At 71.2% G+C, this 21,931-nt stretch carries 21 protein-coding genes; 7 read left to right on the top strand and 14 right to left on the bottom strand.

Annotated features, from left to right (window positions below):
• The first annotated feature begins 178 nt into the window (after positions 1 to 178).
• Positions 179 to 796, top strand: a complete 618-nt coding sequence (locus ACIQZN_RS04095; protein ID WP_403988170.1) for a YceI family protein — start codon at positions 179 to 181, stop codon at positions 794 to 796.
• 40 nt (positions 797 to 836) lie between these two features.
• On the opposite strand, the gene ACIQZN_RS04090 is transcribed toward ACIQZN_RS04095, so the two are convergent.
• The 3 genes from ACIQZN_RS04090 to ACIQZN_RS04080 form a co-directional block, all read right to left on the bottom strand.
• Positions 837 to 1,355 carry a proline dehydrogenase gene (locus ACIQZN_RS04090; RefSeq protein ID WP_403988168.1) on the bottom strand — a complete coding sequence of 173 codons (519 nt, stop codon included), beginning with the start codon at positions 1,353 to 1,355 and terminating at the stop codon, positions 837 to 839.
• A 22-nt stretch (positions 1,356 to 1,377) separates the two neighbouring features.
• Positions 1,378 to 1,920 (bottom strand): DinB family protein, encoded by a 543-nt coding sequence (locus tag ACIQZN_RS04085; RefSeq protein ID WP_403988164.1) that lies wholly within the window; start codon positions 1,918 to 1,920, stop codon positions 1,378 to 1,380.
• A gap of 83 nt (positions 1,921 to 2,003) precedes the next feature.
• A complete protein-coding gene (locus tag ACIQZN_RS04080) occupies positions 2,004 to 3,578 on the bottom strand; it encodes an FAD-dependent oxidoreductase (RefSeq protein WP_403988161.1) in 1,575 nt (524 codons plus the stop codon).
• 113 nt (positions 3,579 to 3,691) lie between these two features.
• Here ACIQZN_RS04080 and ACIQZN_RS04075 point away from each other — a divergent pair, with 113 nt between their 5' ends.
• The 3 genes from ACIQZN_RS04075 (at position 3,692) to ACIQZN_RS04065 (ending at position 5,075) form a co-directional block, all read left to right on the top strand.
• The gene (locus ACIQZN_RS04075; protein WP_403988158.1) at positions 3,692 to 3,949 is read left to right on the top strand and encodes a type II toxin-antitoxin system Phd/YefM family antitoxin; all 258 of its coding nucleotides are present in this window, start codon (positions 3,692 to 3,694) and stop codon (positions 3,947 to 3,949) included.
• 296 nt (positions 3,950 to 4,245) lie between these two features.
• Positions 4,246 to 4,725 (top strand): hypothetical protein, encoded by a 480-nt coding sequence (locus tag ACIQZN_RS04070; RefSeq protein ID WP_403988155.1) that lies wholly within the window; start codon positions 4,246 to 4,248, stop codon positions 4,723 to 4,725.
• Complete coding sequence (locus ACIQZN_RS04065) at positions 4,722 to 5,075, top strand: hypothetical protein (RefSeq protein WP_403988152.1); 354 nt, start codon at positions 4,722 to 4,724, stop codon at positions 5,073 to 5,075. The genes ACIQZN_RS04070 and ACIQZN_RS04065 overlap by 4 nt, the downstream gene beginning before the upstream one ends.
• A 518-nt stretch (positions 5,076 to 5,593) precedes the next feature.
• On the opposite strand, the gene ACIQZN_RS04060 is transcribed toward ACIQZN_RS04065, so the two are convergent.
• The 3 genes from ACIQZN_RS04060 to ACIQZN_RS04050 all read right to left on the bottom strand — a co-directional run bounded on the left by ACIQZN_RS04060 (position 5,594) and on the right by ACIQZN_RS04050 (position 7,034).
• On the bottom strand, positions 5,594 to 6,061 hold the full coding sequence (locus tag ACIQZN_RS04060) for a hypothetical protein (RefSeq protein ID WP_403988149.1): 468 nt from the start codon (positions 6,059 to 6,061) through the stop codon (positions 5,594 to 5,596).
• A 185-nt stretch (positions 6,062 to 6,246) separates the two neighbouring features.
• A complete protein-coding gene (locus ACIQZN_RS04055; protein ID WP_403988146.1) occupies positions 6,247 to 6,567 on the bottom strand; it encodes a hypothetical protein in 321 nt (106 codons plus the stop codon).
• A 17-nt stretch (positions 6,568 to 6,584) separates the two neighbouring features.
• Positions 6,585 to 7,034 carry an ATP-binding protein gene (locus ACIQZN_RS04050; protein ID WP_403988143.1) on the bottom strand — a complete coding sequence of 150 codons (450 nt, stop codon included), beginning with the start codon at positions 7,032 to 7,034 and terminating at the stop codon, positions 6,585 to 6,587.
• A gap of 111 nt (positions 7,035 to 7,145) precedes the next feature.
• Here ACIQZN_RS04050 and ACIQZN_RS04045 point away from each other — a divergent pair, with 111 nt between their 5' ends.
• Positions 7,146 to 7,973 carry a helix-turn-helix domain-containing protein gene (locus ACIQZN_RS04045; RefSeq protein ID WP_403988140.1) on the top strand — a complete coding sequence of 276 codons (828 nt, stop codon included), beginning with the start codon at positions 7,146 to 7,148 and terminating at the stop codon, positions 7,971 to 7,973.
• The gene (locus tag ACIQZN_RS04040; protein WP_403988137.1) at positions 7,970 to 8,221 is read left to right on the top strand and encodes a DUF397 domain-containing protein; all 252 of its coding nucleotides are present in this window, start codon (positions 7,970 to 7,972) and stop codon (positions 8,219 to 8,221) included. Before ACIQZN_RS04045 ends, ACIQZN_RS04040 begins: the two co-directional genes overlap by 4 nt.
• Here ACIQZN_RS04040 and ACIQZN_RS04035 read toward each other — a convergent pair.
• The 4 genes from ACIQZN_RS04035 to ACIQZN_RS04020 form a co-directional block, all read right to left on the bottom strand.
• A complete protein-coding gene (locus ACIQZN_RS04035) occupies positions 8,218 to 8,877 on the bottom strand; it encodes a class I SAM-dependent methyltransferase (RefSeq protein ID WP_403988134.1) in 660 nt (219 codons plus the stop codon). The genes ACIQZN_RS04040 and ACIQZN_RS04035 overlap by 4 nt on opposite strands.
• A 25-nt stretch (positions 8,878 to 8,902) precedes the next feature.
• Positions 8,903 to 9,634 (bottom strand): nitroreductase family protein, encoded by a 732-nt coding sequence (locus tag ACIQZN_RS04030; RefSeq protein ID WP_403988131.1) that lies wholly within the window; start codon positions 9,632 to 9,634, stop codon positions 8,903 to 8,905.
• A gap of 86 nt (positions 9,635 to 9,720) precedes the next feature.
• Positions 9,721 to 10,851, bottom strand: coding sequence for a glycoside hydrolase family 3 N-terminal domain-containing protein (locus ACIQZN_RS04025; protein ID WP_403988128.1), 1,131 nt, complete (start codon positions 10,849 to 10,851; stop codon positions 9,721 to 9,723).
• 90 nt (positions 10,852 to 10,941) lie between these two features.
• A complete protein-coding gene (locus ACIQZN_RS04020) occupies positions 10,942 to 11,796 on the bottom strand; it encodes a GH25 family lysozyme (protein WP_403988125.1) in 855 nt (284 codons plus the stop codon).
• Between the two features lie 326 nt (positions 11,797 to 12,122).
• Here ACIQZN_RS04020 and ACIQZN_RS04015 point away from each other — a divergent pair, with 326 nt between their 5' ends.
• The gene (locus ACIQZN_RS04015; protein ID WP_403988122.1) at positions 12,123 to 13,745 is read left to right on the top strand and encodes an adenosine deaminase; all 1,623 of its coding nucleotides are present in this window, start codon (positions 12,123 to 12,125) and stop codon (positions 13,743 to 13,745) included.
• 57 nt (positions 13,746 to 13,802) lie between these two features.
• Here ACIQZN_RS04015 and ACIQZN_RS04010 read toward each other — a convergent pair whose 3' ends face one another.
• From ACIQZN_RS04010 to ACIQZN_RS03995, 4 genes are all read right to left on the bottom strand, one after another.
• Complete coding sequence (locus tag ACIQZN_RS04010) at positions 13,803 to 15,233, bottom strand: hypothetical protein (RefSeq protein WP_403988119.1); 1,431 nt, start codon at positions 15,231 to 15,233, stop codon at positions 13,803 to 13,805.
• Between the two features lie 91 nt (positions 15,234 to 15,324).
• On the bottom strand, positions 15,325 to 18,402 hold the full coding sequence (locus tag ACIQZN_RS04005; protein ID WP_403988116.1) for a glycoside hydrolase family 3 N-terminal domain-containing protein: 3,078 nt from the start codon (positions 18,400 to 18,402) through the stop codon (positions 15,325 to 15,327).
• A 153-nt stretch (positions 18,403 to 18,555) separates the two neighbouring features.
• Positions 18,556 to 20,430 carry a discoidin domain-containing protein gene (locus tag ACIQZN_RS04000; RefSeq protein ID WP_403988113.1) on the bottom strand — a complete coding sequence of 625 codons (1,875 nt, stop codon included), beginning with the start codon at positions 20,428 to 20,430 and terminating at the stop codon, positions 18,556 to 18,558.
• Positions 20,431 to 20,482: 52 nt separating this feature from the next.
• Positions 20,483 to 21,904 carry a GH1 family beta-glucosidase gene (locus ACIQZN_RS03995; protein ID WP_403988109.1) on the bottom strand — a complete coding sequence of 474 codons (1,422 nt, stop codon included), beginning with the start codon at positions 21,902 to 21,904 and terminating at the stop codon, positions 20,483 to 20,485.
• Positions 21,905 to 21,931 lie beyond the last annotated feature (27 nt).

Genomic DNA, 21,931 nt, shown 5'->3' with positions numbered 1-21,931 from the left:
CCCCAGTTCTACGCGCGTCGCCAGGGGGCCTCACGTAACGGCCGCGTGAACAGATCGCGGACGTCGCAACGATCCTCGCCGTAGATGTTGAACTTTGAACAAGATGGGTCTACAGTCGAAGTCGTTGAAGGTTAAACAACAGGTCGAGCCCACTCGGCCAGGTCTTCGAGGAGGAGCCATGGCTCTGTTCAACCGCAAGTCCGACAACGCCGCTGCCGCCACGACCACGGTCGACGTCGACCCCGCCCTGGCCGCGCTCACGGGTGACTACACGATCGACCCGGCGCACAGCAGCATCGGCTTCACCGTGCGTCACGCCATGGTCACCAACGTGCGCGGCTCCTTCGCCGAGCACGAGGGTTCCCTCAACCTCGACGGCAGCGACCCGGCCGGCTCCTCGGCCTCGATCGATGTGAAGATCGCCAGCGTGGACACCGGTATCAAGGACCGCGACGGGCACCTGGTGAGCGGCGACTTCTTCGACGCCGAGAAGTTCCCCCTGATGACGTTCCGCTCGACCTCCGCCGAGCAGCTGGGCGGCGACAAGTACCGCGTCACCGGCGACCTGACCATCAAGGACGTGACCCGCCCGCTCGCCATCGACCTGGAGTTCAACGGCTCCGCGACCGATGTGTACGGCAACGAGCGCGTCGGCTTCGAGGGCGGCGCCGAGATCCTGCGCTCCGACTGGGGCCTGACCTGGAACGCGGCGCTGGAGACCGGCGGTGTCATGGTCAGCGACAAGGTGAAGCTGAACTTCGACATCTCCGCGATCAAGGCCGCTCCGCAGGCGTAGGCCTGTGGGGCGGGTCGGGCTCGGACAGGCCCTCACCCGCTCAGCGCGGTGCGTCCAACACCCGCGCGGCGGCAGCGCGAAGGCCCTTCACCGACTGGTGGAGGGCCTCGTCGCGTCGGGCGGCCAGCGCGGTGTGCGCGGCCTTGTGCGTGGTGTCGCCGGCGCGGGCGTCCGCGACCATCCGCCGCATGAGCTCGGCCCGTTCGCCGGACGCCCGGCCCACGCCGCCGACCGCCGCGACCATGGCGTCCGGCCCCTCCACGAGGACGACCTCGGCGGCCCGGTGCACCTCGCGGGCGAGGCCGACGAACGCGCCGACCCGTTCGTCCACCGCCGCCAGGTCCGGCCGCTCCGGCCGCAGCGCCTCGAAGACGGCGTCCAGGGCGATATCCCGGTCGTGCAGGGCCCCGAGATACGCCACATACGCGTCCCTGCGGTGCTGCCTGCGCCACTGGTCGTACTGGGAGCGGGCCGCCGTCCGCCCGGTGACGAAGGCCGCCCCCAGGGTGGTGAGCGAGCCGACGGCGGCCCCTATCAGCGCGGCGACTTCGGCATCCATGCGCGCCATTGTGCCGCCGTGCTCAGCCCATGGACTTCGAGCCGTCCAGGGCTTCCCGGATGATGTCCGCGTGGCCGGCGTGCTGCGCGGTCTCCGCGATGACGTGCATCAGCGTCCGGCGGGCCGACCACTTCGCGTCCCCGTCGAACCAGGGGGCCTTCGGCAGCGCGTGCGCGGCGCCCAGGTCGGGCAGCGAGGCGACCAGGTCGTCGGTGTCCGCCGCCACCTTCTCGTACGCGTCGAGCACGCCCTCCAGCGTCTCGCCCGGCAGCATCCTGAAGTCGTCGGCCCGCTTGGCGAAGTCGGCCTCGGTCATCTTGTTGAAGTCCGGCATCGCGGCGGCCCCCTCCACGATGAACCCGGCCCAGCTCCGCTCGACCGAGGTCACGTGCTTGATCAGGCCGCCGAGACACAGCTCGCTCTTCGTGGTCCGCTCCCCCGCCTGCTCGTCGGTCAGGTCGCGGGTGGTGAACCGCAGGAAGTGCCGCTGCTTGCCCAGCGCCTCCAGGAGGTCCGCCCGCTCGTCCGAGCCGGTGTGCGCGGTGGCCGTCTCGCTGGCGTTCATGGTTCTGCCTTCCGTCGTTCCTGTTCCGCCGTCAGGAACGACAGTACGAGCCCTTTAGGTCAACCCCGGTCCTATACGCGCCCTCAACGCCGCTTGATCTTCAGGGCGTTGTCCGTACGGGTGGTGGGGTTGCCGTCCGGGTCGTTCTGGACGCGCTCGTGCTCCTCGCTGAGCAGCACCTCCCACTCCCCCTCCGGCAGCTCCAGCGAGGCCAGCACCTCGTCCGGGGTCGGCAGCTCCATGTCCGCGTGGTGGTGGTCCCAGGCCGGGAAGCCCGCGTGCCCCACGATCAGCAGCACCCCGCCCGGGGCGACCGCACGGGCCGCCCGGCGCAGGATGCGTTCGCGGGGCAGGTCGCCCATGGAGTGCAGGAACTGCGCCGAGACCAGGTCGTACGCCCCTTCGGGGAAGGTGGCGCCCAGGTCGTGGAACTGCCAGTCGACCCGGTCGGCGACCCCGGCCTCCGCCGCGTGCTCGGCGGCCCGGCCGAGCGCCACGCGCGAGATGTCCGTCGCGGTGACGTGCCAGCCCCGGCCCGCCAGCCAGACCGCGTCCGCGCCCTCCCCGCAGCCCAGGTCCAGCGCCCGGCCCGGCGCCAGGTCCTCGACCTCGCGGACGAGCACGGTGTTGGGCTTGCCGCTCCAGATGCGGTGGCTCTCGCGGTACCGGTCGTCCCACATCTCCGCGTCGGAGGGCGCGTTGCGGGCCTTCACGGCGCGCCGGGTGTCCTCGGTGACGAGGTCCCCGTTGATGGCCGCGCCCGCCTTGAGCCCGGCGGCGGCCGCGCCGATGACCTGGTCCATGAGGCCGGTGACGTTCCCGGCGACCCACACCCCGGCGGCCGTCGTGGCGCCGGTCGGGTCCGCCTCGATGTACGAGCCGACGAGGTGGCCGCCCATCTCCAGCGGTACGGGGCGCAGCCCCAGGCTCTCCAGTACGCCGAAGCGCGCCGTGAACCTCGGCTGGACGACCACGGCCGCCCGCTCGACCACCCGGCCGCCCGCGAGGCGGACGCCGGTCAGCCGGTCGTCGGTCACCTCCAGGCCGGCGACCTCGCCGTCGACAACCGCGATGCCGCGCGCGGCGAGCTGCTCGTACTCCTCGTCGGTGGGCTCGGGCCCGTCGTGCAGGAAGAGCGTGATGTCCTCGCTCCACTGCCGCCACAGGAGTGCCTGGTGCACGGCCATGGGGCTGACCGCGATGACACCGATCGCCGCGTCGCGCACCTCCCAGCCGTGGCAGTACGGGCAGTGCAGCACCTCGTGGCCCCACCGCTCGGCCAGGCCCGGGATCGGCGGCAGCTCGTCGGTCAGCCCGGTCGTGACCAGCAGCCGCCGCGCCGTGACGGTGGTCCCGTCCGCGCGGACGACCCGGAACCCGGAGTGCTCCGGCAACCGCTCGACCACGGTGACCTCTCCGGTCACGACCTCGGCCCCGTACCCGGCGACCTCCTCCCGGCCGATCGCCAGCAGCTCGCCGGGCGGGGTGCCCTCGCGGCCCAGGTAGTTGTGGACGTGCGACGCGGGCGCGTTGCGCGGGTCCCCCGCGTCGATCACCAACACGGACCGCCGCGCCCGCCCAAGGGCCAGCGCCCCACTGAGCCCGGCAGCCCCGCCACCGATCACCACTACGTCGTACGCCTGCATGTTGCCGCTCATGCGAACCTCCTCCATGTACGGAGATGGTGCGCGCGGCCGCCCCTCACGGCAAACATCCTTGCCGGTGCGGCAAAAAGCGCACGCAGACGCCAGGACATGCGTAGGAGGAACCCGTGGCCATCAACGCAAGCGAAGCGCGGAAGGACTTCTTCGGTCTGATCCGTCGCGTCATCGAAGACCACGCGCCGGAGCGCGTCACGTCGAAGGCGGGCACCGTCGTGATCATGTCCGAGGAGGACTACAACGCCTGGCAGGAGACGATGTACCTGCTGCGCTCCCCCCGCAACGCCGCCCGCCTCGTGCGCTCCATCGAGCAGACGGACGCCGGTCGCGGCACCGTACGCGACCTGATCGACACGGAGGACGCGTGAAGACGTCGTTCTCGAACGACGAGTGGGAGGTCGCCTTGTACACCCTGCAATTGGGCGATGCCCCCCGAACCGTTTGCCCCGAGCCATGGCAGACCACTTCCACCCGCAGGCCGCCACGCAACCTGCCGTTCAGGTGTCGGCATCGAAGGGGCCACTTCACAGGCTTCGCTCCCCGTCGGAGGCGACGCGCCGACAGCCCGTTTTCGGTCACCTGTGGAGCAGCGTGGCCATAGCCAAGCAGCGCCCGGACCGCTGCCCGCTACCCGAGCCAGGACATCCAAGCTACTGTGGATGTCATGACGACGGCCTACGAGGACGTGCCCTTCAGCGAGCTGCTCCACCACCCCGCTGCCACCGCCCGGCGCCTGGACGCGGTCCGCGCACTACGCCTGCGCCGACGCGACGCGGGAGACCTGGCGCTCATTCGCGCCGACCAGCTGGCGCAGGACTCCACCGTGGTCGACTTCACCGCTCGCCTGCTCGCCGGGCTGGTCCGCACCGAGAACACCGCCGCACTGCGACAGGCCCTGCCTGATGCCCTGCCCTGGTCGGTATTCCTCCCGGAGGACGACGTCGAGGCGATGCTCGGCGAACTCGTGGACACTGCCCGCGGGGCTGCCGCGCTGGAGAACTTGACTCCTATCGCCCTGCTGCTGGCCCAGTGGCGGCACAGTGCCGAGATCTACGCCGACCCGGCCCTGCACGACTTCCTCACCCGCGAGCCCGACGGCGACCTCGGCCCTGCCCCCGTACCCGAAGGCGGGACCGCCGAGTGAGCCCCAAGCGCGGTGACCGCGCGGCCCCACCCCCGATCGGCGCCGAATTCGACCTGCGCTTCGCCAACACCGAAGCGGCCAACGGCTGGGACCACCTCTCCCGCCACGCCGCAGGCAACCTCCGCCGCGCCTTCGACAAGATCCGATCCGCCCCGCGGGCCGCCGACGACCCCGAGCGCCACCACCGCCTCAAGGGCAAGCTCGGCGCTACGGTCTGGAAGAGACAGGCGCTGGAGCGCTGGCAGTACGAGGTCACCGGCGGCGGCCGCATCTGGTACCTCATCGACGACGCCAACCGCACCGCGTGGATCACCTATGCAGGCACCGGACACCCGAAGGCCACCGACTGATCGCCCTTCACCTCCTGTCCACCTGCCGCAGCCACGATCCGCGCGTGTTGGCGCGGCCTTCGGCCGGTGATCTGCCCGATCCAGGGCCCCACCCCGGGCAACTGGGCGATCCGGAGGCTTTCAGCGGCTCGGCGCTCGACTTCCGGGGCGGCCCTCGGGCGGCATGCGGCAGGGCTGGCGCGTCGGTCAGTCCGGCAGCGCGGGGGTCGTGACGGAAGGCGGTCCGGCTGACCGCGAGCGGCCGGGAGATTCACGCTCCCCTGCCAGAGGCCACGTCGGCCACCCCCCTCGATGAGCCTGGCGATGTAGGCGAAGGGGCGGCCCCCTGGTCGGCCCTGTGCCTGCGATCCGGCCGTAGGACGGTCGTCGGCGTCAACTCTCCCGCGCGAATTAGGCGGCCGCCTTCTGCAGGATGTCGATGTCCTGCCGGGCATGCGCCAGCTCGTCGTTCCGCTCGGACAACAGCCGGTCCAACTCGCGGACCTGCGCTTTCAGCGCCTCGGCCTAGGGCGGGCACGTCATCCAACGGCGCTGGACGCCGCGCGTCGCCGCCGCGCCCGGGCCACCGCCTTCATGACCGGCAGAAGCAGGAACAACACGGCGCCCGCGCCGGTCGATGCGGCCAGCAAGGTCGCCCCACCGCCCTTCACGTCGGCCGCCGCGGCGACTGTCTGCGGATCGTCCGCCCGGTACACGACGGTGAGGTGCGCGCCCACAGGAAATTTGCTGCCACCACTGCCTGGGGGCAAAGCCGCCACGACGGTGTGGTCCTGCACCTCGAAGGCGACCTTGCACTGTCCCATCGCGCATGTTCCGCGGGTATGCATGATGGCGTCGGCGCGCACACCGTCGCGGAGCGAGCGCAGATGCCGGGCCTGGGGAATCAGCACCAGGGCCGACAGTGCGCCCAGGAGTAGCGCGAGACCCAGCCACACGAAGGCTTCCGTACGGTTCCCGGCGCCTGCGCGTACCGTCTCGTCCACCATGTTCCCTGCTTCCGTATGCACTGCTCACGTACGGGGCAACAGTACGTGAGGCTCACCGGCTGCTGGCGGCACCAATAAGCCGGTCCGGGTGCCGGACATCGGCAGGACGGACGGCCCGAGCGACTCCGTTGCCACGGTCGTCCGTACAGCCAGCACCTCAACCCCCTCAGGCGCTTCGCCAAGGTTCACCCTGACAAGCCGAAGTCAGTGACAAACGTCTTTGCCGGGACGGAACGCTCTTCCAGCCCGTCCCGAACAGGCCCTCGGCCGATTGCCTCAGTGGTCGCATCACTTGTGTTCGATGCCGCAGGGAACCCGATCATCCCCGCCCGCGCGCCCGGCTCGACCGCCAGCACGGTCGCCGGCTGCGCCCCTACCGGCCGCTCCACCGCTACGCCGAACTGGACGCCGGCCGGTGTGTCCAGGACCCCCGAGTGCCAGACCAGGCACCCTTCCGATTCGTGCAGGACACCCGGCGCGAGCAGCGCCGATACGTCGTGGCTCATACGCACATACTCGCCGCTCAGCGCGGGATCTCGGCGAACAGCCTCGCCGGGGCGGCGAACTCGCACCAGACGATTTTGCCGGGGTTGCGCTCGCCGACGCCCCACTTGGACGCCAGGGCGGCGACCAGGGTCAGGCCGCGGCCGCGTTCCGCGGTGGGGTCCGGGGTGGGGGCCGCTTCCGGGACCTCGCCGTCGCCGCTGTCGTGGATCTCGACCCTCAGCCGGGTCTCCGCGCGGTCCCAGTGCAGGAACAGGCGGTAGCCGCGCCCCGGCGGCACGCCGTGCACGAGTGCGTTGGTCGCGAGTTCGCTCACGCAGAGCAGCACGTCGTCGGTGTTCACGTGATGCTCCTCGCACGCCCAGTCGGCCAGGGCCTGCCGGACGAACTTCCTTACGAGCGGCACGGACCTGCGCTCCCGGCGGTAGAAGGCTTCGCGGAATTCGAGGAGTTGAGTTGCTTCGTTCATGAGACGAAGGTCACACAACGTCACTACCGTTGTGCACCGCGTCAGGTCGTACGAAGTCGATGTACGACCGCTGACGGGTCATCACGCAGCTTGAACGGGGAGAGGCACCGCATGGAGCAAGCGAAGCAGGCGAAGAGGAAGCGGGTCACGTCGTGGCACCTGATCGGTGCCCAGGTGTCCATGTTCCGGCGAGCGGCCGGGTTAACTCAGGCGGCCCTCGCGCATCGGTGCCGCGTAAGCGACGACACGATCGCGTCGATCGAGCAGGGGCGGCGGCTACTTCAACGTGACTTCGCCATGCTCCTGGATGAACTCCTGGAAACCAAGGGGGCCTTGCAGGTCGCCGTGGAGAAGGTGCCAGAAAAGGAGCGGTTCCCGGCCTTCGTACAGGACTTCGTCGAGTACGAACAGGAAGCGCTCAGCCTGATGTCGTACCAGAACCAGGTCATCCCAGGACTGCTTCAGACGGAGGAGTACGCGCGCTTCGTCTTTTCCTGCCTGCACCCACCCATCGATGACGACGAGCAGGAGGAGTGGGTGCAGGCCCGCCTTGACCGGCAGCGACTCCTCCAGCGCAAGCCGCGACCGATGCTCCACTTCATCATTGAGGAGAGCATCCTGCGCAGCGAAATCGGGGACCCGGCGATGATGCGGAGGCAGATCGAACACCTCCTCAAGTGCGCCGAGCTGCCCTTCGTCTGCATCCAGATCATGCCGATGAAGCTTCCCAAGCACGCTGGCCTGGCGGGTCCCATGGTTCTCCTGGAGACCCCGGACCACGACCATTTCGCGTACGTGGAGGGCCAGCGCGTCAGCTTTCTCCACGAGGACCCAGACGAAGTCAGCGTGCTTCAGCAGTTGTATGGGATGCTCCGGTCGCAGGCTCTCTCACCGGAGGAGAGCATCGGCCTACTGAAACACCTGCTTGGAGAGAGATGATCCGCGCAGCACACGGGACCGACCTCAACTGGTTCAAGTCCAGCTACAGCAGCAGTCAGGGCGGCGACTGCCTCGAAGTCGCTTACGACTGGCGCAAGTCGAGCTACAGCGGCAGTCAGGGCGGCGACTGCGTCGAGGTCGCCGCGCACCCCGCCGCCGTGCACGTCCGGGACTCCAAGGTCACCGACGGGCCCATGCTCACCGTGCCGCCCGCCGCGTGGGACGCCTTTCTCCGGGCGAGCGTCTAGCGCCTCGTCGCCGTGAGGTACACGCGGCGGGCCGGGATCTCGTTGTCGTACGCCTCGCGGACCGTGCAGTCGTCGGTCGTGAAGCCCGCCTCGTGGGCTGCCCTGCGGAGCTCGTACGCGGTGAACTCCGCCCAATAGACGGGGAGATCGCCGCCCAAGGGGTCGGCGATCACGCCATCGGCCTCGCCCTCCTTCGCGACGATCAGCAGCCGGCCGCCGGGGCGTATCGCGGCGGCCCAGGACGCCATCGTGTCGGGGAGGCGGTGCTTGGGCTGGTCGTGGAGGGAGTAGTACGCGACCAGGCCGTCCAGCGGGCCGCCTGTGATCGCGGACTGGTCCATGACGGCGAACCGCACACCCGGCTGCTCCCTGCGCGCCAGCGCCACGCAGCGGGGCGAGAGGTCGATGCCCAGCATGTCGAGGCCGTGAGCCGCGAGCAGGGCCGTGACGTGGCCGCAGGGGCCGCAGCCCGCGTCGTACACCCGGCCGCCCGCACCGACCCGCTGAGCGAACGCGCGCAGGACCTCCAGGTCGTACGGCTTCTCCGCCAACTCGTCGCGGAAGAGCCGCAGATAGTGGTCCGCGCGCGCGTCCCACGTACGGGCGACGTCGGCGGAGCTGCCGGGTGCGGGCGACGGTATGGGCGCGTCGGTCATCGCCGTACCGTACACGCGAATGGCGCTACCAGCGGTCGCGGTGGACCACATCGGCCACCGGGCGGCGGCGCACCGGGCCGAAGTTGCCCTGCGGCCAGCCGACCGGAATCGCGGCGAACGTGTGCATGTCCGAGGGGATGCCGAGGGCGTCCTTCCACTCCTGCTCCAGCATCAGGTGCCAGATGGTGATGTTGGCCGCGAGGCCCAGCGCCCGCGCCGCCAGCAGGATGTTCTGGACGCCGGGGTAGACGCAGGAGCCCTCCGCCAGCGCCTGGAAGCGTGTCTGGGTGTTCGCCATGTGGTCGAGGCCGGCCGGGCCGAGCGAGGCCGCGTAGACGCCGAGACCCTCCTCGTCGAACCGCGGCTCGGGGAACTTGTAGCAGGGGATGATCAGCGCGGGAGTGTCCGCGAAGTGGTCGCGCTGGTGCTCGATCGCCGCCACCATCCGCCCGTACGCGGCGTCGTCCATGCCCTCCGGCGCGTGCTTGCCGGTCGTCGCGAGGTAGGCGTCCACGCACCGCTTCCAGAGCGGGGCCAGCTCGGCCATGACCGCGCGGTCGGTGACGACCACGTACTCGTAACACTGCATGTTGCCGCCGCTCGGCCCCCACACGGCGGCCTGTATGAGCTGGTCGATGGTCTCGTCCGGCACGGCGTCCGGCTTGAGGCGGCGCATGGCTCGCATGGTGGACATCGTGGGGAAGAGCGCGGGGCCATCGGCGGAGGGCGCGTCCGCGTAGATCGTTTCGAAGGTCATGATCGCGGAGTCTACGGCTCGATTCCCCTCCCGATAAGGCCCCTTGGGGAGCCGCCCGACGCCCCCTCGCGCCGGGCGGCGGGCCGTCACAGCCCCGCGCGCAGAGCGTTCACGCGGGCCGCGGCGGCGTCGAAGGCGGCCGGGTCCAGGGAGTCGCCCAGGGCGTCGGCCAGGGCGGTGACGGCCTCGTCGCCCTGGGAGACGCTGCGGGCCGAGCAGAGCAGCAGGTCCATCCCGGCGGCGGCGGCCTTGACGGCGCGCTGCGACGTACTGCCGTAGGACGAGAGCGCACCGGCCTCCAGCGCGTCCGTGACGGTGACGCCCTTGAAGCCGAGCCGGTTGCGCAGCTCGCCGACGACGGTCGACGAGAGACCGGCCGGGCGGGCGGAGTCCAGGCCCGTGTAGATCGCCCAGGAGAGCATGACGAGCTTGACGCCCGCCGCGATGGCGTCCCGGTACGGGGCCTCGTCCACGCTGCGGAGGGTCGAGGCGGAGGTGGTGATCGTGACGGACCGCAGGTCGGTGTTCTGGCTCGCCGTCGCCGGGCCCAGGCCCGGGAAGTGCTTGGCGGTGGCGGCGACGCCCTCGCGCTGCTGCGCGGTGATGAAGTCCGCGCCGCAACTGGCCACCGCGGCGGCCGACTTGCTGTACGAGCGCTCGTACTGGTCGGTGAAGTCGCCGGCCGTGCGGTACACGTCGAGGACCGGGGCCAGGTTGACGTTCATGCCGACGCCCGCGAGGTTGAGGCCCGCGCCGCTGCCGGTGAAGTCGGCCCAGTAGTGCGGGTCGGAGGAGGCGCCGACGTCCTTCGCGGACTTGACGGGCTCCCCCGGCAGGCGGCGGATCATGCCGCCCTCCTGGTCGGTCATGAGGAGGAGCGGCGCCTTGACCGGGGACGAGGCGCGGGCCTGCTCCATGGACCGGATGACGCCCTCGATCTGCGTCAGGTTCTGGACGTTCTCGCCGAAGAAGATGACGCCCGCCGTGTGGCCCTGCTCGATGGCCGTCATCAGGGACGCGGGGGGCGTGAGGCCCGGGTACGAGTGGATGACGCGCTGCCCGGCGCGCTGGAGGGGCGACAGGGCGGAGAGACGGGGGCGGGTGCTCTCCGGCAGCCGGAGGGCCGCCTCCGCCGCGCCGGCCGCCGGGCCCAGACCGCCGGCGAGGGCCGCGGCCCCGGCGATCAGGGCGCCGCGCCGGCTCAGGGGTGGGGTCATGACGTGCTCCTTCGTGAACGGTCATGGGGGCGGGCGGGGCCGGAGCGGCCTGACCCGGCCGCTACGGCTCGTACACCTATACGTTTACGTTCACGGCGTGTTGTTCGCCAGGGCGAGGAGGCGGGAGCGGTCGCCGCTGAAGCGGTCCCGGTCGACGTTGCCGGAGACGCCGCTCACCCCGCCGGTGGAGGTGTACTGCCAGACGGTGTAGTAGGGGAAGCCGGACGGGATGCTGGGGGTGCCGGTGGTCCAGTTCGCGACCCACAGCGGGCTGCGGGCGGACATGCCGCTCCAGCCGCCGGTGCAGGTGTTCCACCAGCTCGGGCTGGTGTAGATCACGACGTCGCGGCCGGTACGGGCCTTGTACTGGTTGTAGAAGTCGAGGATCCACTGCTGCATGGACGCCTGCGAATAGCCGTAGCAGGTGCCCTCGATGTCCAGCACGCCCGGGAGCGTGAGGTTGTCGCGGGACCAGGCGCCGCCGTTGCTCGCGAAGAAGTCGGCCTGCGCCGCGCCGCCGGAGACGTCCGGGCGGGCGTAGTGGTACGCGCCCCGGATGACGCCCGCGTTGTAGGCGTTCAGGTAGTTGGCACTGAACGTCGGGTCCTTGTACGTCAGTCCCTCGGTGGCCTTCATCCAGGCGAACTCGATGCCCGCGCCGCGCACCGAGCTCCAGTTGATGCCGCCCTGCCAGCTGGAGACGTCGACGCCCTCGGGGTTCGCCTTGAGGCCGGCGTCCGGCTGCGCGCCGAGGTGCAGGTGCCGGGTGTCCGGCTTGAAGTCCTTGCTGTCCTGGACGTAGCCGACGCCCATGTACCCCTGGCCGAGCGGGACGGGGTTGTCCTGGCGGGGCGCCGCCGAGGCGGTGCCGGACATCAGGCCGAGCAGCAGCGCCGCGCTCGTACCGAGGACGCCGGCCGCGGTGAGTCTCTTGCGAGTGATCATGAGGAGCCTCCTGCTGGTGGGGGGAGCGGCCGTGGCCGGGCCGCTCGGGCAGCACGCTTCACGCATGGGGTCTACGCGCGTCTACTTGTCGCGAACACGACACAGTCAGCCACAGAAGCGACCCTCCGGTAAATAGCTTCCAGCCTTCGTTAGTGGTCTAGACCGCAACCCGCCGCCGTGAACTGCGCGAACGCCCGCCGCCCGGCAGAACTTTCCGCGCGGGCCGCCCGGTCCGCCAGGACCGGCCCCCACTCGATCGGGTGGACGTTCCCTCCCAAAGGCATGATTCGCGGGCAAATGACCTTGGCGAGCGCGATCATGCCTCGGTGATCTCTACCAACCGGACGGTCCGCCGTCCCAAGTCCCCTGTGCTGGCCGGGTTCGGCGGCGTTCTCGCCCTGCTGAGCCTGATCCCGGCGATCCCCGCGACCGCCGCCGCACCCGCGCGCGACAGCGCCGTACGCACCGCCGCGTACGCCGCGCCGCGCCCGGTGACGCCCGCCGAACGCCGTACCGCGGCCTACCTGGACGCGCTGCGGGAGCGGCCCGCGCGGCTGCGGGCCTTCTTCAAGGAGCTGCCCAAGGGCGGTGACCTGCACAACCACCTGTCCGGAGCGGTGACCACGGAGTATCTGCTCCAGCTCGCGATCGAGCAGGGGCTCTGCATCGACGCGACGATGACCGCGGTGGCCTCGCCGTGCGCCCCGGGCGCCCGGCCGGCCTCCGACGCGCGCACCGACGCCGCGTTCCGGCAGCAGATCATCCGGGCCTGGTCGATGCAGGACTTCCCGGCCGACGAGTCCGGGCACGACCACTTCTTCGACACCTTCGGCAAGTTCGGCATGGCCACCTGGTACACCCGGGGCAAGATGCTCGCCAATGTCGCGAACACCGTGGTGAAGCGGAACCAGTTCTACCTGGAGACGATGGTCAGCCCGGCCTCGGACAGCGCCAAGTCCCTGGCCGACGCGGTGGGTTACGACGCCGATCTCGCCGCGCTGCACCGCAAGCTCCTGGCGGGCGGCAAGCTGGACAAGGTCATCGACGAGGCGGTCCAGGAGGCCGACGACAGCGACGCGCAGTTCCGCGAGGCCGCCCACTGCGACACCCCGCGCCCGGCGCCCGCCTGCAAGCTGCCCGTCCGGTGGATCTCCCAGGTCTCCCGGGGCAGTTCCCCGGTCCGCGTCTTCACGCAGATGGCCGTCGGCATGCGGCTGGCCGAGCGCGACCCGAGGTTCGTCGCGGTCAACCTCGTCCAGCCGGAGGACTGGGACAGCTCGCTGGAGAACTACAGCCTTCAGATGCGGATGCTGAAGTACCTGCGCGGGCAGTACCCGGGCGCCCACCTCACCCTGCACGCCGGTGAGCTGGCCCCGGGCCTGGTCAAGCCGGAGGACCTGACCTTCCACATCAACGAGGCGGTGCGGGTCGCCGGCGCCGAGCGCATCGGCCACGGCGTCGACCTGGTCCACGAGGACGACTGGCGCGCGCTGGCCCGGACCATGGCCCGGCGCCACGTGGCCGTCGAGGTGCCGTTCTCCAGCAACAAGCAGATCCTCGGCATCGCGGGCGACGAGCACCCCTTCAACGCGTACCGCCGCTACGGCGTGCCGATCGTGCTCTCCACGGACGACCCGGGCGTCTCCCGGATCGACATCAGCCACGAGTACCAGTACGCGGCGAAGACCTACCGCCTCTCGTACACCGAGCTGAAGGACCTGGCCCGCGCCTCGCTGGAGTACGCCTTCCGCGACGGCCGCAGCCTGTGGGCCGCCGGCACCGCCCCGTCCGCCTACCGCGTGGTGGCGGCCTGCCGGTCCGACCGCCCCGGTGACGGCCGCCCGGGCGCGCGCTGTGCGCGGTATCTCGCGGGCAGCCCGAAGGCGGCGACGGAGTGGCGCCAGGAGGCGGCATTCGCCACGTTCGAGCGGGCCCACGGGGGTCGCTGAGGACGGTGCACGAAGGGGGTACGGGGCTGTGGGCCCCGTACCCCCTTCGTCATGCCGTCAGAAGCCTCCGCCGAAGTCGCCGCCGCCGCCGAACCCGCCTCCGTCGAAGCCGCCCCCGTCGCCGCCTCCGAAGCCGGACGAGTCGAAGTCCGTGCCGGAGAAGTCACCGCCGGAGAAGTCACCGCCCATGTCACCGCCGCCGTAGTCGCCGCCCCCGTAGTCCGCCGCGTACGCCGGGGTGGCCAGCATCGAGCCGAGCATCGTGCCCATCAGGAGGCCCGGCAGCAGGCCGCCGCCGAAGTAGCCGCCCGCCCAGGGTCCGTAGGCCGGGCCCGCCTCCCAGTACGGACGCCGGGTGCCGTCGCCCACCTCGACCGTCCGGCTCATCGGGTCCTCGCCCGCGTTCAGCCGCGTCTCGTCCGCCGCGCACACCGGGACCTCCCGGGCGCTGCCGCCCGCAGGGGCCCAGTGGACGTCCGCGACCGAGGGGCCGTGGCGCGGGTCGAAGAAGCAGGGCGGGCGGCGGGCCGGGAGCTCGCGGCCGGAGCGGCGGGCGTCGAGCACCGCGAGCGAGTGGCGCCCGTCCTCCAGGGCCTGGGTCACCCCGCGCACGTCCGAGGGGTGTTTCGCGCCCGCCATACGGGACTTGGCGCTCTCGTAGGAGTCGAGGGCGCGTTCGTAGTCGCCGCGCATCGCGTCGTCGGCGCCGGGCTCCGCCGGGTGGAAGTCGAGCCGTTCCAGGGCCTCCCCGTACGCCGTGATGTCCTCGTCCACGACCACCCGCAGCTTGTCGAGCGCGACCCGCTCCTCTTCCTCCTTGCGCCTGCGGTTGCGGCGTACGACCGTGTACGCGGCGGCCCCGCCGAGGACGACCACGGCACCGACGACGGCCAGGCCGACGGCGGCCGAACTGCCGGTGGACGCGGAGTGCTCGCCGCCGCTCCAGGAGGCGGGGGCGCTGCCCCGGGCCTGTTCGACGGCGCGGTCCACGAAGGCGTTGAGCTGGGTCGCCGCGTCGGTGTCCGCGCCGGGGGTCTTCACGGCGGCGGTGAGGTTGATGACGGCGTTCCGGGACATGACCTGGGGGTCGGCGCCGGCGCTGAAGCCGTCGCCGAGGCGGATCGCGTACACGCCGGTGATGCCGGTCTCGGCGCGCAGGGTGCGCAGGACGGTGTCCTCGGGGAAGGCCGCGGTGTTCGGCAGGACGGCCACGAACACCGGTTTGTCCGCGTCCTCGATCTTCTTGCTCAGCGCGGCGGCCTGGCTCCGGGAGAGCTGGTCGGAGGCGGCCGGGTCGACGTAGACGGGCCCCTTGCGCAGGGCCTGGGCGACGTCGTTCACGGTGGAGGCGCTGGTGGCGGCGGGTGCGGTCGGGACCGCCGGGGCCGCTGCCGGGGCCAGGAAGAGGGCGAGGGCGGACAGCAGGGCCAGGAGCCCCGCCAGGAGCGCCGCCGGGGCCGTAAGAGTGCAAAACGGCCTGTTCCGCATACTCCCAAGCTAACGCACACGCGTGCGAAATGGGCCGGGACGTACGAAACGGGCGGGCGGCCTCCTGGTGCCGCCCGCCCGTTCCGCGTCCTCAGGCGGCCCGGTAGGCCGTCCTGAGCTTCGCCACCGCACCGGTCAGATCACCGGTGAGCAGCAGGTGGTCGGCGTCCGCGAACGGCTTGGACACCTTCTCGGTCAGCTTGCCGCCGGTCTTCTGCTGGACCAGCAGCCGGGCCTGGCCGACGATCTCCCGGCCGGCCTCGGTCCTGCCGAGGCCGGTCTTCTCGGCGACCTGGGCGGCCAGGCCGAGCAGGGCGAGCGTGACCTCGCCGCCGGCCGGGGGCTTCTTCAGCGTGGTGAGGCCCCAGCCGTACGGGAACTGCGGGTCGTACGACGCGTCGCCCACGTTGATCGGGAGCTGCGCCTCGGACTTGGGCCAGGTCACCGGGAGCTGCCCGGTGAAGGCCCGCTTGCCGAAGAGGACGTCGGCGACGCCGTCGCCCTCGGAGCCCGGCAGCCAGGACGCGACCAGCGCGTCGATGTCGCCGAGCTGGTCTCCGATGAGCTGGGGGCGGCCCGAGACGATCAGGACGGCGCACTTCATCGCGGCGCAGACCTTGTCGACCGCGGCCCGGTCGGCGTCGGACAGCTTCAGGTCGTGCCCGTTGCCGACGTCGCCGACGCCCTCCGCGTACGGGGTCTCACCGACGACGACCACACCGACGTCGTAGCCGGCCGTGTCGGCGGACGCGTCCTTGGAGTACGTGACGGACGCGGCGTCCTTCTTCATGGCGGACAGGATCGTGGTGCCCGGGGTGATGGCGCCGGAGGAGCCCTGCCAGCTGACGGTCCAGCCGCCGGCCTGGTTGCCGATGTCGTCGGCGTTGGAGCCGGCGACGTACACCTTCTGCGAGGACTTCAGCGGCAGCACGTCGCCGTCGTTCTTCAGCAGGACCTGCGACTTCGCGGCGGCCTCGCGGGCGACGGCCCGGTGCTCGGCGGAGCCGATCTTCTTCAGGTTGGCGGTGTCCGCGTACGGCTGCTCGAAGAGGCCCAGCTTGAACTTCTGGGTCAGGATGCGGGAGACCGCGTCATCGATCCGGGACTGCGGGACGCGGCCCGCGGTGACCTCGTCCTGGAGCGTCTTCGTGAAGTCCTTGTACTCGGTCGGGACCATGATCATGTCGAGCCCGGCGTTGATCGACGTGCGCACATCGCTCGCGTAGTCGCCGGGGAGCTGGTCGATGGCCTTGTAGTCGCTGATGACGAAGCCCTCGAAGCCCATGCGGTCCTTGAGGACACCGTTGATCATCTCGGCGTCGCCGTGCATCTTCACCGGGCCCTGGTCGTCCCCGATGATGTCGAGCGAGGAGTAGGACGGCATGACCGTGCCGACGCCCCGCTTCACCGCGTCCTCGAAGGGCGCGAGGTGGACGGCCTCCAGCTCTTGCCGGGTGACCTTGGTGACGCCCTGGTCGATCGGGTACGAACCGGTGGTGGACGAGCCGTACTCCGTGCCGCCGTCGCCGACGTAGTGCTTGGCGGTGGCCAGCACCTTGTCGTTGCGGTCCAGGTCCTTGCCGGACGCGGCGCCCTGCATGCCCTGGATCACGGTCTCCAGGGACTTCACGAGGGCCGGGTCCTCACCGTACGACTCGTAGGAACGGCCCCAGCGCTCGTCGCGCGAGACGCAGAGGCAGGGCGCGAAGTCCCACGGGACGCCGGTCGCGCGGACCTCGCTCGCGGTGACGGCGCCGGTCTTCTCGGCCAGCTTCGGGTCGCGCGTGGCGCCGAGGCCGACGTTGTGCGGCATGACGGTCGAGCCGACCAGGTTGTTGTGGCCGTGCACCGCGTCCACGCCGTAGATCAGCGGGATCTGGAATCGGGTGGCCTGGGCGCGCAGCTGGTAGCCGTCGATCATCTTGGCCCACGCCTCGGGGGTGTTGGGCGAGGGGACCGAGCCGCCGCCGGAGAGCAGCGAGCCGAGGTCGTACGTGGCGATGTCGCCCTGCGAGGAGAGCGCGTTGCGCTCGGCCTGGGTCATCTGGCCGGCCTTCTCGGCGGGCGACATCCGGGCGAGCAGGTCGGCGACGCGCTGCTTCACCGGCAGCTTCGCGTTCTGGTACGGGAGCCCGTGGGCGTCGATGACGGCCTGCGGGTTCTCCTTCGGCGGCCGGGCACCGGTGACGGTCAGTTCCAGCGGGACGGTCTTGGCGGTGGCGGCGCCGGAGACCTTCTTCGTCGCGACCTTCACCTGGTGGGTGGTGCCGGAGGCGGTGCCCGCCGGGAAGGTGTACGTGCCGCTGACCGGCGTGAAGTCGGTGCCGGGCTTCGCCGTGCCGCCCTTCGTCCCGTACGCGACGGTGACGGGCTCCTCCAGCGGGACGGACCCGGTCGTGGTGAGCGTGAAGCCGAGGGACGCGGAGGCGCCCTGCTTCACCGGGACCACCGCCGCGTCGGTGACGACACTCGCCTTCAGGGCCGCGTCGGCCTTGCCGTACAGCTCGATGCCGTCGAGGGCGAACTTGCCGGGGGCGCCGGTCGGCAGGGTGAGGGCGTACCCCCACATCTCGTTGAGGCCGAGGACCTGGTCGATGCCGCCGACGGGCTGGTAGTCGCCCCGGTAGGCGAAGTCGGCGAACGGGATCTCGACGAGGTGCCAGCCCTCCCAGTCGTCGGTGAACGAGGTGGTCCAGAGCTCGGACGCCTCGCCGTTGGCGCCGCCGTCCTTGATCTCGAAGTTGATCCGCTTGCCCGAACCGGGCGGCAGGGGCGCGGTGTTCTGGCCGTACCACCAGAAGCGGATGCCCTTGTGGGCGGACCAGTCGTGCGGCTGCGCGTCGGCGGCGTAGTCGTGGCTGAAGCCGCCGTAGCCGCTGATGTCGTAGGTGCCTTCGAGGACCTTGGCGCCCTCGGGGGCGTCGGCCCGGTCCTTCAGCGCCAGGGTGGGCGGGTCGTCGGCGTCGCCGCCCCAGGTGAAGATGCCCTCGGCCGGCTGGTTGGCGAAGGGCACCTCGCCCTCGAAGCGGTCGACGGCGACCGGCGCCGGTTCGTCGGCGGCCGGTGCCGCCGTGGACGGGACGGCGCCGGCGAGCAGGCCGGCCACCACGGTGGCGGCGGCCAGCACGGCGGTCGCGGGTCTCGCCCGGCGGCGGGTGCGGGGTGGCATCTGTGCGGCTCCTTCGTACGGTGCCCGCGCGCGGCCCGGCGGGGTGCCGGGCCGCGCGCGGGGCGCGGGTGGTACCGGAAGGTGACGTGCCTGTGGGGGGGTGGTGGTGCCGTGCGGGTGGTGCGTGGGGGGTGGCTCGGGGGTCCGGGGGCGCTACTTCTTCTGCTCCACCCGCACCCAGTCGATCTCCGCCTTGACGCCGCCCTGCGCGACGCGGTCGACGCTGGACTGCGGAAGTCCCCAGTACGGGCTGGTGACCTTGTTCCACCCGGCGGGGTACGCGCCGCCGAGCGCCAGGTTGAGGATCACGTACTGGTTCTTGTCGAAGACCCACTTTCCGCGCGTGGACTCCAGCTTGGAGCGGGAGGTCGTCTGCACGACGCGGTCGTCGACGGTGAACGTCATGCCCTCGGGCGTCCACTCGACGCCGTAGGTGTGCCACTGGTCGGCGCGGCCGCCGTTCGCGTACGTCTGCTGCTTGCCGATGTTGCCGTCGGCCGAGTAGCCGGGGCCGTGCAGGGCGGAGCTGGTCCAGTCGCCGTAGCCGATGTTCTCCATGATGTCGGTCTCGCCCGAACCGGGCCAGGAGACGTCCGGGTTGTCGACGTCGCTGCCGAGCATCCAGAAGGCCGGCCAGAAGCCGTCGCCGACCGGCAGCTTCATGCGGGCGCTGACCTTGCCATAGGTGAAGTCGAACTTGGTGTTGGTGTCGATACGGCCGGAGGTGAAGTCGAAGGTGCCCGCGGGGGTCTGGGTGCAGCCCTTGCAGTACTTCGACTGGAGGACCAGGGAGCCGTTCTCGGTGCGGATGTTGTCCGCCGAGTCGACGTACGCCTGGGACTCCCCGTTGACCGGGCCCATCTCCGTGCCGGTGCGCACGACCCGCCACTTGTCGCGGTCGAGTCCTGAGCCGGTGAAGTCGTCGAAGAAGGTGGTGGTGTAGGCGCCGCCCGGGTTCTTGGGGAGGGCCGGATAGGCGGCGTTGGCGCTGCCGCCGGTGCCCCACACCTGGAACTCGTAGAGCGAGTAGCCGAATTGGGCGGTGGCGGGTGCGGGGTTGTAGAAGGAGCGGCGCTCGACGCCCAGCATCCGGACGTAGCGGCCGGTCGCCGGGGAGGGCAGCTTGACGGTGTCGTGCCGTCCGACGGCGTCGCCGGGCGACTTGACGTCGGCGCGGCGGGCGGCGACCTCGGAGGCGGACGGCTGGTAGACGGTGCGCCAGGTGCGGTTGTCGTCGGAGACCTGGATGCGGTAGTCGACGGCGTAGGCCGCCTCCCAGTACAGGTCCACGGCGTCGATGGTGGAGGTGGCGCCGAGGTCGACGCCCACCCAGCGGTTGGCGTTCCAGTCGCTGGACCAGCGGGACTGGTCGGCCTTCAGGTCGGCGGGCCATCCCCCGTCCGTGACGAAGGCCGGGGAGTTGCCCGCGTGCTGGTAGAAGTCGCCGTACGCGGGGTGGTTGAGGGCGAGGTTGCCGCGGGTGGTGGAGGCCGGGGCGGGCTCTCCTCCGTACACCTTGAAGGAGTACAGCGAGTAGCCCCAGGAGGTGGCGCGCTGGATGCCGCGCATCCGGACGTAGCGGCCGGTGACCTCCTGCGGGTAGGTGTGCGCGGTGACGCTGCCGCCGGTGCCGTCGTCCTCGGTGTAGAAGGGGGTCCAGTCCGTGCCGTTCTTCGACACTTCCAGGACGTACTTCTTGCCGTAGGCGGCCTCCCAGTCCAGGGTGACGCTGCTGACGCGGATGACGGAGCCGAGGTCGACCCGGATCCAGGCGTCGTCGGCGAAGTTGCTGGACCAGCGGGTGGTGCCGTTGCCGTCGGCCGCCGCCCCGGGCCCGGAGGCGGCGTTCTCGCTGCCGGAGGCGGTGACGGCGCCCGGGTTCGCCGTGTACGCGGCGGCGGCCCGGTCGGTGTCCCAGGTCGCGGCCTGCGCCGCCGCCGGCTTGGGGGCCGGGGCGGCGAAGGCCATGGGGGCGGCGAGGGCGATCAGAGCGGCGGTGGTGGCTGCCAAGGTCGTACGAGAGGGCATGGTGGGGTGTCCCGTTCGTATCGGTGAGGGTGAGCCACCCGCGGCAGTGGGGCTATGACGCGTCGCGGGTGAGCCGGATGGTGTCGCGGTACCACTTGGCGCTGTCCTTGAGCGTCCGCACCTGCGTGTCGTAGTCGACGCGGACGATGCCGAACCGCTTGTCGTAGCCGTAGGACCACTCGAAGTTGTCCATCAGCGACCAGGCGAAGTAGCCCCGCACGTCCGCGCCCTGGGCGCGGGCGGCGGCGACGGCGGCGATGTGATCGGCGAGATAGGTGGTGCGGTCGGCGTCGTGGATCGAGCCGTCCTCGGAGACGGTGTCGTCGAACGCGGCGCCGTTCTCCGTGATGACCGTCGGGAGGCCGTAGTCCTTCTCCAGACGGACGAGCAGGTCGGTGAGGTCGGTGGGGGTGATCTCCCAGTCCATGGCGGTGCGCGGCAGGTCGCGCTCCACCTGCCGGGTGACGGGCAGCCCCTCCGCGTCCGTGGTCGCGCCGTCCTCCGTGACGCCGGAGAACAGCGAACCCCGGTAGAAGTTGACCCCGAGCACGTCCAGCGGCGTCGAGATCGCGGCCAGGTCGCCGTCCTGGACGGGCAGTTCGATGTCCTGGGCGGCGAGGTCGGCGACGATGTCCTCGGGGTAGGCGCCCTTGACCAGCGGGTCCAGGTAGAGCCGGGTGCCCAGGCCGTCGGCGCGGCGGCACGCCTCGGCGTCCTCGTGGCTGTCGGTCTCCGGGGTGGCGGTGCCCAGGTTGAGGGTGATGCCTAGTTCGAGGTCGTTGCCCCGGGCGGCGGCCTGCTCGCGCAGGTACCGCGAGGCGAGACCGTGGCCGAGGAGCAGGTGGTGCACGGCGTGGATGCCGTCGCCGAAGTTCTGCCGGCCCGGCGCCTGGCCGCCGTAGGCGTACCCGAGCATCGCGGAACACCAGGGCTCGTTGAGCGTGGTCCAGTGCGTGACCCGGTCGCCGAACGCGTCGTAGGCCAGCGCGGCGTACTCGGCGAAGCGGTACGCGGTGTCACGGGCCGGCCAGCCGCCCGCGTCCTCCAGCTCCTGCGGCAGGTCCCAGTGGTAGAGGGTGACCCAGGGGGTGACGCCCTTGGCCTCCAGCTCGTCCAGCAGGCGCTTGTAGAAGTCGAGGCCCTTGGCGTTGGCCGGGCCCCGCCCGCCCGGCTGGATGCGCGGCCAGGCCAGCGAGAAGCGGTACGTGTCGACGCCGAGGTCCGCGATGAGCTGCACGTCCTCCGGCATCCGGTGGTAGTGGTCGCACGCCACGTCGCCGTTCTCACCGCGGACGACCATGCCCGGCACCCGGCAGTACGTGTCCCAGATGGACGGCGTCCGGCCGTCCTCGGCCGCCGCGCCCTCGATCTGGTACGCGGCTGTGGCGACGCCCCAGCGGAAGCCGGCGGGCAGACCGGGTACGGCCTGGGCGGCGATCTCGCGGGCGTATGCCTGGGGGGTGACGAGGTTCATGGTTCTCCTGTGGTGTGCGTTGCTCGG

It is taken from the genome of Streptomyces sp. NPDC097595, from assembly GCF_044761525.1.
Lineage (GTDB): Bacteria > Actinomycetota > Actinomycetes > Streptomycetales > Streptomycetaceae > Streptomyces > Streptomyces drozdowiczii_A.
The sequence above is the reverse complement of the archived record's forward strand: the minus strand, read 5'-3'. Positions and strand labels throughout refer to the sequence as shown.

Excerpts from the sequence above, each read along its gene's own strand:
- ACIQZN_RS04080 (WP_403988161.1), bottom strand. The coding sequence starts at position 3,578 with ATGAGCGGCAACATGCAGGCGTACGACGTAGTGGTGATCGGTGGCGGG.
- ACIQZN_RS04060 (WP_403988149.1), bottom strand. The coding sequence starts at position 6,061 with ATGGTGGACGAGACGGTACGCGCAGGCGCCGGGAACCGTACGGAAGCC.
- ACIQZN_RS04085 (WP_403988164.1), bottom strand. The coding sequence starts at position 1,920 with ATGAACGCCAGCGAGACGGCCACCGCGCACACCGGCTCGGACGAGCGG.
- ACIQZN_RS04045 (WP_403988140.1), top strand. The coding sequence starts at position 7,146 with ATGGAGCAAGCGAAGCAGGCGAAGAGGAAGCGGGTCACGTCGTGGCAC.
- ACIQZN_RS04070 (WP_403988155.1), top strand. The coding sequence starts at position 4,246 with ATGACGACGGCCTACGAGGACGTGCCCTTCAGCGAGCTGCTCCACCAC.
- ACIQZN_RS04090 (WP_403988168.1), bottom strand. The coding sequence starts at position 1,355 with ATGGATGCCGAAGTCGCCGCGCTGATAGGGGCCGCCGTCGGCTCGCTC.
- ACIQZN_RS04030 (WP_403988131.1), bottom strand. The coding sequence starts at position 9,634 with ATGACCTTCGAAACGATCTACGCGGACGCGCCCTCCGCCGATGGCCCC.
- ACIQZN_RS04055 (WP_403988146.1), bottom strand. The coding sequence starts at position 6,567 with ATGAGCCACGACGTATCGGCGCTGCTCGCGCCGGGTGTCCTGCACGAA.
- ACIQZN_RS04050 (WP_403988143.1), bottom strand. The coding sequence starts at position 7,034 with ATGAACGAAGCAACTCAACTCCTCGAATTCCGCGAAGCCTTCTACCGC.
- ACIQZN_RS04035 (WP_403988134.1), bottom strand. The coding sequence starts at position 8,877 with ATGACCGACGCGCCCATACCGTCGCCCGCACCCGGCAGCTCCGCCGAC.
- ACIQZN_RS03995 (WP_403988109.1), bottom strand. The coding sequence starts at position 21,904 with ATGAACCTCGTCACCCCCCAGGCATACGCCCGCGAGATCGCCGCCCAG.
- ACIQZN_RS04010 (WP_403988119.1), bottom strand. The coding sequence starts at position 15,233 with ATGCGGAACAGGCCGTTTTGCACTCTTACGGCCCCGGCGGCGCTCCTG.
- ACIQZN_RS04005 (WP_403988116.1), bottom strand. The coding sequence starts at position 18,402 with ATGCCACCCCGCACCCGCCGCCGGGCGAGACCCGCGACCGCCGTGCTG.
- ACIQZN_RS04025 (WP_403988128.1), bottom strand. The coding sequence starts at position 10,851 with ATGACCCCACCCCTGAGCCGGCGCGGCGCCCTGATCGCCGGGGCCGCG.
- ACIQZN_RS04000 (WP_403988113.1), bottom strand. The coding sequence starts at position 20,430 with ATGCCCTCTCGTACGACCTTGGCAGCCACCACCGCCGCTCTGATCGCC.
- ACIQZN_RS04040 (WP_403988137.1), top strand. The coding sequence starts at position 7,970 with ATGATCCGCGCAGCACACGGGACCGACCTCAACTGGTTCAAGTCCAGC.
- ACIQZN_RS04095 (WP_403988170.1), top strand. The coding sequence starts at position 179 with ATGGCTCTGTTCAACCGCAAGTCCGACAACGCCGCTGCCGCCACGACC.
- ACIQZN_RS04020 (WP_403988125.1), bottom strand. The coding sequence starts at position 11,796 with ATGATCACTCGCAAGAGACTCACCGCGGCCGGCGTCCTCGGTACGAGC.